Raw genomic sequence first — 8202 nt, forward strand, 5'->3', positions numbered from 1 at the left:
GTTATTGAAAGCAACGCTGGGAGCGTTCCCACATCTGACGGTGACATAGCCTTTTCATTTCCCCTCAGTGTTACTTGTAGTGCTTGTAGACCTCGGTGCTGCCATTGTTCTTGACCAGCAAGACGTCATACGGATCGTTGCGCGGTCCTTCCATGCCTGGCGAGCCCATCGGCATTGCCGGTACGGCCAGGCCTTTCGCCTTGGGTTTGTCGCGCAGCAATCGCTTGATCTCGCTGGCCGGTACATGGCCTTCGATGGCGTAGCCGTTGACGAGGCCCGTGTGGCAGGAACCGAGCGCGTCGGGAATGCCGGCCAGCTTGCGGTATTGCGCCGGCATCTCGACATTTTTCGCGCGTACCGTAAAGCCGTTCGCTTCCAGGTGCCTGATCCATTCGGAACAGCAGCCGCACGAGGCGCTTTTGTAGACTTCAATGACGGGCAGGGCCGCCATGGCGAATGCGGGCAAGCCCAGCATGGCGGCGAAGGCGCCGCGCAATAAGACATGTTTGATCATGGTGTTGCTTTCAGACGGAATAGGGCTATGGTGGCCACCTTGGTGGCTTGCTTGGGACGAGCTTGGAATCTATGCGGAAAACGGTCGCGGGGGCCGGCGCGGGCCGTCAGGAATGAATCCCGTCGGCAAGGTGGCCGTTGCGATGGTGACTTGTTGCGCACCGCTGCAGGCAGCGGCAGGAAGGGCGAGGCAGGGCGGCATCAGCGCGCCCAGGCAACAGATGGAACAGGTGCCGCACGCCGGGTGCTTGGCAGGGGGCGTGTTTTCTTCAGGCGTGCCGACGCACTGCAGGACCGCGGCGTGATGCTGGCAGGCCGCTGCCACTGCGACGGCAGGCGAAGCGGCACACAGCCGCGTGGCGCCTGCGGCGGCCGCCTGCAGCGGCACCGCCGTCATCAACAGCAGGATCAGCCATGTTTTGAAGAGTCTCAGCATCGCCGGGAAGTATAGCATGGGGGCACTGTCGCCAGGAGCGGGTGCCCGCTAGCGCGAGGCGGCGGCCAGCATCTTCGAGGCATACATGGCCCGGTCCGCATGGCGCAGCAGCAGTTGCATGGTATCGCCGTCGTCCGGATAGTGGGCCACGCCGATGCTGACGGCGATTTGCAGTTGCTGTCCGTTGCCCAGGTGCAGCGGCGCAGCCAGGGCAGCATGGATCTTTTGCTCGATCAGGCTGACGTCCACCGGCGTGGTATTGCTTTCCAGAAGCACGACGAATTCATCGCCGCCCATCCTGGCCAGGGTGTCGGTTTCGCGCATGCAATCGCGCAGGCGGTTCGCTACCGTCTGCAGCAGCAAGTCGCCACAGGCATGGCCATGCTCGTCGTTGACGCGCTTGAAGTTGTCGAGGTCCAGGAACAGCAGCGACAGCCGGCCTTCCTGGCGGTGTGCGCGCGCGAACGCCGTGTGCAGGCGGTCGTGGAACAGGCGGCGGTTCGGCAGGCGGGTCAGCTCGTCGTGCATGGCCATGAACTGCATTTGCGTCTGCAACTGCCGGCGCTCGATGGCGGTGGCAAGTTGCTTGGCGACAAATTGCAGCAAATCCTGGTCTTGCTCCGTGCCAATGATGGCATCCTGGCCGCCTTGCAAGGCCAGCGCGCCGATGCTGCCCATGGAGGAATATAGCGGCACGGCAAGCCAGCACGAGGACAGCGCACAGGCCGCCGTTTGCAGCGCCTCCGGCAGGCCAGCCAGTTGTCCCGGCTGCAGACGCAGGGAGCGGCCGCTGCGCAGGACTTCGTCGCATAGCAGGCTGGCCAGGGACGACGTTGGCTGGGGCGCGCTGTCGTCGGCATGCGACGTCATGGGAGGTTGCACGCCGTGTTCGTCATGCAACAGCAAGGTCAGGCTACGTGCCGGCAAGTGTTCGCCGATGATGTGCTGGATGCGGTGCAGCAAGGCGGGCAAGTCCTGCGTCGCCTGCATGGCTTCGGAGATGGCGTACAGCGCGGCCTGCTTTGCCTGCGCCTGTTTCAGCAAGGTGATGTCGCGCGCCACCGCCACGCGCAGCTGGTCGGCGGCGGACCAGCGGGCCGACCACATGATGTGGGCCAGGCTGCCATCCTTGCGCAGGTAGCGGTTTTCAAAGTGCGTCTGCGCATGGCCATCCATGATGGCTTGCGCAGCGGCCAGGGTGCGCGCGCGGTCGGCAGGAGCGACCAGGTCGAGCATGCGCTTGCCGATCATTTCCTGTTGCGTATAGCCGAAGATGCGTTCGCAGGCGGCGCTGACGAAGACGAAGCGCCCCTCCACATCGACCATGCACACGGCATCGAGCAGCAAATCGGTGAAGCTGGCGACCGGCGCGCTAATCATATGTTTCATATGCCCACTATTCTAGTGGACATTGCCGGTTGATATTGTAATTGTTGTTTTTAGGGAAAAGTGACTATTGGGCGCGGCTTGCCCGGCCGGCAACGGCGGCGGCATGCTCATGCTTGTCACGTCGAGGAGGCGTCCGGTCAAAAAGTTGCTTTTCAGACGCAGGAGCGCAGCCTGGAACAGCTGATGGCCAGGCTCTTAATCACTGACGACAAACGCGCCCGGGTCGAGTTGAGCCAGCGTAACGATGGTGCCGTTGCCCGGCGCGCCGCTGCTCTGACTGAGCCGTACATGCAGCTGGGCCAGATAGTCGGCGCGGCAGCGGCGCAGCACGTAATCGCGGAAGTTATCCTGTTCCAGGGCATGCCAGGCGCGTTCGCGTCCTTGCGCCGAGCGCATGCCCGCCAGCTCGATCAGCGCGGGCGTGATGCTGGCGTCGCCGGGGCTCAGGCGTGTGTAGCCGTAGCGGTCCATATACGGGCCGGTGAGCGTTTCGATGAGGTTGATGTCATCGTCCGACAGTTGCTGCCTGAATTTGTCGATGTTGGCGGTGATCGGCGCATAGCAGTTGGCCGCCCAGAGCGACGACAACTGCGCGATTTGCCGCGCCTCCGCCGAAGCGGCCACGTCCAGCATTTGCGGCAGGAAGGCGATGCCGAGAAAGTCACATACCGTTTCCAGCGTCGCTTGTTGCCGCGACAGGAAATCTTCATAGCGTATCGTCAGCACGCGCTGCGGATAGCATTGCACGACATGGTCGGCTGCCGCATGGGCGGCCAGCCAGGTCCTGGCATTGAGCAGCGTGTCGAAATCGTGGATGATGGCGCGGTTCATCGACGCCACTTGCGCGCGCGGATCGCGCACCACATTCAGGAACAGCATGTCCGGATACAGCTTCACGATGTCGTCGGCGTAATGCACGCTGTCGAGCGACTTGTCCATGACCACCTGTGCGTGGTGGCGTTCGCCGGCGCGCAACAGCAGCTCCCATGCCACGCGGTGGATGCTGCGGGGCTGGCCGCGCAGCGTCTCGAACACTTCCACCGGATCGAAGACGACCCCCGGCCACTTGACCATGCTGGCCGCCGCCAGGCCCACCACGTCGACCACCAGGCGAAAGTAGGCGCGGTCGTCGCGCAGGTCGCCGTATAGCGGTAGCAGCGGCATCATATCGACCAGGTGCAGCGGATATGGCGAATAAAACTGCGGCGACAGGTTCAGGCGCAGGCGCAGGGCATGGCTACCGCAGCGGCGCAGGGGGATCATCATGACGGGGCGCGGGCGCGCGCCGTCGCCGGGATGGTGGCTGCTGCTCATCTCATCATTCCTTGAAAAAGGTGGGCGCGCGGCATCAGATGAAGCGCGGGCACAGCTGCTGGAACAGCCGCTCGCAGGCCTGTTCCAGCGACAGCACGCTCGTGTCTAGCATCAGCGCCGGCGCCAGCGGTGCTTCGTAGGGCGCCGAGACGCCCGTAAATCCCGGGATCAGTCCGGCGCGCGCTTTTTTGTACAGTCCCTTGGGGTCGCGTTCCTCGCACAGCGCGCATGGCGTGCTGATGTAGGCTTCGATAAAATTGTCGCTGCCGATGATCTGGCGGGCCATCTCGCGGTCGCTGCGCAGCGGCGAGATAAAGGCGCAGATGACCATCATGCCGGCGTCGTTCATCAGCCTGGCCACGACGGCGCTGCGGCGGATGTTTTCCTGGCGGTCGCGGGGAGAGAAACCCAGGTCGCCATTCAGGTGATGCCGCATATTGTCGCCGTCGAGCACGCAGCTCAGGTGGCCCGTCGCCAGCAGCCGCCTTTCCAGCGCGTACGCCAGCGTCGACTTGCCTGCGCCGCTCAAGCCGGTCAGCCACAGCGTCGCGGCCTGCTGGCCGGCCAGCGGCCCCCGCTGTTCCTTGCTGATATGACCGGCATGCGGGAAGATGTGTGTCGCCACCACGCCGCCCGCCGCGTCTATCTGTTCCAGCTTACCCATGCGCTACTCCCGCCGTTGCCGGCTCAAAACTGTTCCCACTCGATTTCGCGGGGTTTGTCCACTGCCGGACGCGCCGGTTTCGCCGTGGCGGGGGGGCGCCGCACCGCCAGGGTCGGCGGCGGACGGCTTACCACGCGCAGTTCCGCATCGCGGCCGCCGGCCACATTTCCCACGCGGAAGACGCTGACCACGTCGTTCAGGCTGTTGACCTGTTCCTGCATGGCTTGCGCGGCGGCGGCGGCTTCCTCGACCAAGGCCGCGTTTTGCTGCGTCACATTGTCCATTTGCGTCACGGCCATATTGATTTGCTCGATGCCGGCCGATTGTTCCTGGCTGGCGGACATCATTTCGGACATGATGCCGGTGACGCGCCGCACGCTGGCAACCACCTCGTGCATGGTCGATCCAGCCTGTTCGACCAGGCGGTTGCCGGCCTGTACCTTGTCGACCGAGTCGCCGATCAAGTCCTTGATTTCCTTGGCCGCCGCCGCCGAGCGCTGCGCCAGATTGCGCACCTCGGTGGCCACCACGGCAAAGCCGCGCCCCTGTTCCCCGGCGCGGGCCGCCTCGACCGCCGCGTTCAGCGCCAGGATATTCGTCTGGAAGGCGATGCCGTCGATGACGGCGATGATGTCGACGATCTTGCGCGCCGAGACATCGATGGCCGCCATGGTGTCGACCACTTGCGCCACTACGGCGCCGCCCTTGGCGGCGACATCGGAGGCCGATTCGGCCAGCCCGTTGGCCTGGCGCGCATGGTCGGTGTTGATGCGCACGGTGCTGGTCAGTTCCTCCATGGACGAAGCGGTTTGCTCCAGCGTGCTGGCCTGCTGCTCCGTGCGCGAAGACAAGTCCAGATTGCCCATGGCGATTTGTCCCGCCGCCGTGGCGATGGTCTCGGTGCTGGCGTGAACTTGCTGGACGATTTGCGCCAGGCTGTCGCGCATCGATTGCATGGCGAACAGCAGGCTGTGCGTGTCGCCGGCGCGGGTGTGAATGGGGACGGCCAGGTTGCCGCTGGCGATCTGTCCGGCGATCGCCGCCGCTTCGCCGGGCTCGCAACCGAGTTGACGCGTCACCCCGCGCGTGATTAGCACCGCGGCCAACAGGCTGGTGACCAGCGCCAGCGAGCCGATGATCAGCATCACCAGGCGCGCCTGGCTGTAGGCAGCCTCGGCATTGATAGACGCTTCGTTATTCTGCTTTTCTTCGACGGCGATCAAGGTGCGCAGCAATTCCCACCATTGCTTTTGCACGGGGCGGAACTCATAGCGCAGCAACTGGTAGGCATCGTCCTGCTTCTGATCCAGCGCCAGCGTGGCGGCCCGTCGAATAAAGGGGGCGGCCAGTTCGCTTTGTCTGCGGATTTGTTCAAGCAGGTTTCTCTCTTCGTTAGAAGTGCCTTCCCGCCTGGCGAACATTTTGCCCAGCTTTTGCTGGGCATCGTCGTATTTTTTTTCCTGCGCCGCGATGCGCGCGACTTCGATCTGGATTTCCTTGTCCTCTTTCAGCAAAATCAGATTGCGCATCGCCAGCGCGCGCTCGGTGACCGTCAAATCCATGGTTTGGGCCAGGCTGGTTTCGACGTTGTTGACCTTGGTGGTTTCATCCATGCGATCCTGGATTTGACGCATGCTGGTCAGTCCCAGCGTGATGACCAGCAACAGGAACATGGCGACCAGGCCAAAGCCCAGACTGAGCCGCTTGGCGATTGTTAAGTTCATAAATTTCATACTGCCTCCTTAAGGCCGTGCTTCCTGTTCCGAATAAGCAAATGCGGATTCATTACGAAGCACTCAGCGATCATAGTGATTGCTGGTAGACGAAAAGTCACACATAGTCACTTTCATCATTTGAGCAACAGTATAAATTTACATGCGGCAACAGTTCCAATGTGAGTTAAATGGCACGCACGCGCTGGCGCCGCCACTGGGACGGCGCATGAGTTATATCAAGAATGAAAAATTTTCATGCCACATTCGCTCATGATTTCACATTTCACGTCGTTATAGCCGTGTCTGCCTGCACCTGAAGCGGCGTGTATCCCACGTCTGGCTGAAACTGAGCTGGCTTGACGGTTGATTGTTGTCAAAAACTGAAAGTTATGAATATCTTACCCATACACCACTACTCGTTTAGCAAAGCATAACGACCATGGCCTCCGTCTCCTCGATCCCGAGCTGGAATCCAAGCCCGTCCCGTTCGTCTGCCGCCACGGCAAGCAGGGCGGATATGCCCTCATCCCCGGCGCCGACCCCTTCCACCATCGTCGCCTTCGGCGGCCCGCCGGCCGTGTCGTATCTCGTGCCTTCGCCGAAGATATGGGAAAGCCCGTCGCGCGATGGCGTCAGCGAGCAAATGACGCAAAACTTCTCTTCGCGCACGTTTGGCGGCCGTTTCGGCGGCCTGGGCGCGACCTTGCTTGAGCAGATCAAGGGGGGCGTGCGCAATGTGTCGCAGGCGGTGCAGCAATCGCCGCCGCGCATGGAGCCCAATACCTACAGTGAAATCGGGGCCTTGCCGCCGGCCAGCCTGCACGGCAATGGCGAAGACAGGGTCAGCCTCAGCATCACCACCAAGAGCGGCGTCGAGGTCAAGCTGTCGCTCGACAGCCAGGACGATGGCCTGGCCGTGCGCATGAGCACGAGCGGTGAACTCAGCGAGGCCGAGGCCGATGCGCTGGGCGGTCTGGCCGACGCGTTCCAGGAAGCCATCGATGGCATGGCGAAAGGGCAGCCGAAGATCCAGTTGAGCGGCCTGATGCAATTCGACCAGGAGGTGCTGGCGTCGGTGAATTTGCATGCGGAAGTGAAAGTGCGCACCGAGCCGCAAAGCACGCAGACGCTCGATTTCCAGGCCGACAGCGCGCAGCGCAAGGTCAGCTTCAGCGGCGTGGCCGGATCGCTGGACGTGAAGGTAGACGCCAGCAAACTCAATGCCCTGGGCAGCAAGGAACAGCAGGCCAAGGCCATGAGCAGTTATATGAAGCAGATCGGCCAGGCCGCTTCGCGCGGCCATGGCGATGCCGGACTGATGTCCATGTTCAAGGAGGCGTTTGGCGCCTTGCACAGCAATGCCGCCGCGCCGCAGGGTACGCCCGGCGTGCCGGAAGCGGGCAAGTGGCGCCTGGCGGCCGAGGACAAGGCGATCTTGACGGGCATGGCGGACTTCAGCGCTTTGGTGTCGCAAACACCGAAATTCAGCAATCCCATGCGCTCGGCGGAAAAGGATGGCTTCAACTATGAACTGTCGCAAAAGACGACCTTGGCTGGCGCCAGCCAGGACGAGCGCTCGATCCGCCAGCAGCAGCAATCGAAGCTGAGCGCCAGTTTCCACCAGACTTTGATCCCCGGCGTGCCGCTGCGCTTGACGGAAGCGAAGGAATCACAGAACTACACTTACCACCAGATCGAAGACACGGCCAGCAGCGATGTGCAACTGGCCTATAAAGAAGGCAAACTGGTGAAGGCCAGCCTGCGGCAGGCGGGCGACCAGTCCACGCAGGTCATGAAATATGTGCTGGGCAAGCTGGAATCGGACACGACCACGCCGACCCAGCATTCGGTGCAGCGCGACCTGTTGGCGCTGCTGGGGCCTTACAAGACGGGCGCCACGAACCAGACTGCCGAGGAACAGGCCGAGCAGCGCAAGCAGGATTTGCTGGCCCTGAACGACGACATCATGCTGCAATCTTATCCCGGCCAGCTGATCAGCTTGTGGCAGGCGGACAGCCTGCCCGAGGAGCCGGAACTCGATGGGGTGGCCGGCGCATAAGTCGGCGCGTAGCGGGCATGAAAAAGCCCGCCTTCTTGCGAAGGCGGGCTTTTTCTTTGGGTGCGCCCAGCATGGGCGCACTCCTGTGGGTGAAAGTCCCGCCGTAAGCTGA

Annotated in this window: 7 protein-coding genes; 1 reads left to right on the plus strand and 6 read right to left on the minus strand. The window is 62.6% G+C overall.

Going from position 1 to position 8202, the window contains the following annotated elements; genetic code table 11:
• Positions 1-70: 70 nt before the first annotated feature.
• The 6 genes from AC54AF_RS26560 to AC54AF_RS26585 all read right to left on the minus strand — a co-directional run bounded on the left by AC54AF_RS26560 (position 71) and on the right by AC54AF_RS26585 (position 6049).
• Positions 71-514, minus strand: a complete 444-nt coding sequence (locus AC54AF_RS26560) for a DUF411 domain-containing protein (RefSeq protein WP_496638975.1) — start codon at positions 512-514, stop codon at positions 71-73.
• 69 nt (positions 515-583) lie between these two features.
• Entirely contained in the window at positions 584-967 is a 384-nt protein-coding gene (locus AC54AF_RS26565) for a hypothetical protein (RefSeq protein WP_496638976.1), read from the minus strand.
• 30 nt (positions 968-997) lie between these two features.
• On the minus strand, positions 998-2338 hold the full coding sequence (locus tag AC54AF_RS26570; RefSeq protein WP_496638977.1) for a sensor domain-containing protein: 1341 nt from the start codon (positions 2336-2338) through the stop codon (positions 998-1000).
• A 195-nt stretch (positions 2339-2533) separates the two neighbouring features.
• Entirely contained in the window at positions 2534-3652 is a 1119-nt protein-coding gene (locus AC54AF_RS26575; protein ID WP_496638978.1) for a sulfotransferase family protein, read from the minus strand.
• Between the two features lie 34 nt (positions 3653-3686).
• The gene (gene cysC / locus AC54AF_RS26580) at positions 3687-4316 is read right to left on the minus strand and encodes an adenylyl-sulfate kinase (protein ID WP_131690077.1); all 630 of its coding nucleotides are present in this window, start codon (positions 4314-4316) and stop codon (positions 3687-3689) included.
• Positions 4317-4339: 23 nt separating this feature from the next.
• The gene (locus tag AC54AF_RS26585) at positions 4340-6049 is read right to left on the minus strand and encodes a methyl-accepting chemotaxis protein (protein WP_496638979.1); all 1710 of its coding nucleotides are present in this window, start codon (positions 6047-6049) and stop codon (positions 4340-4342) included.
• Positions 6050-6548: 499 nt separating this feature from the next.
• Here AC54AF_RS26585 and AC54AF_RS26590 point away from each other — a divergent pair, with 499 nt between their 5' ends.
• Positions 6549-8090: a hypothetical protein gene (locus tag AC54AF_RS26590; RefSeq protein ID WP_496638980.1), complete on the plus strand. Its 1542-nt coding sequence runs from the start codon at positions 6549-6551 to the stop codon at positions 8088-8090.
• Positions 8091-8202: the final 112 nt, after the last annotated feature.

Source organism: Janthinobacterium sp. JF4, from assembly GCF_059617925.1.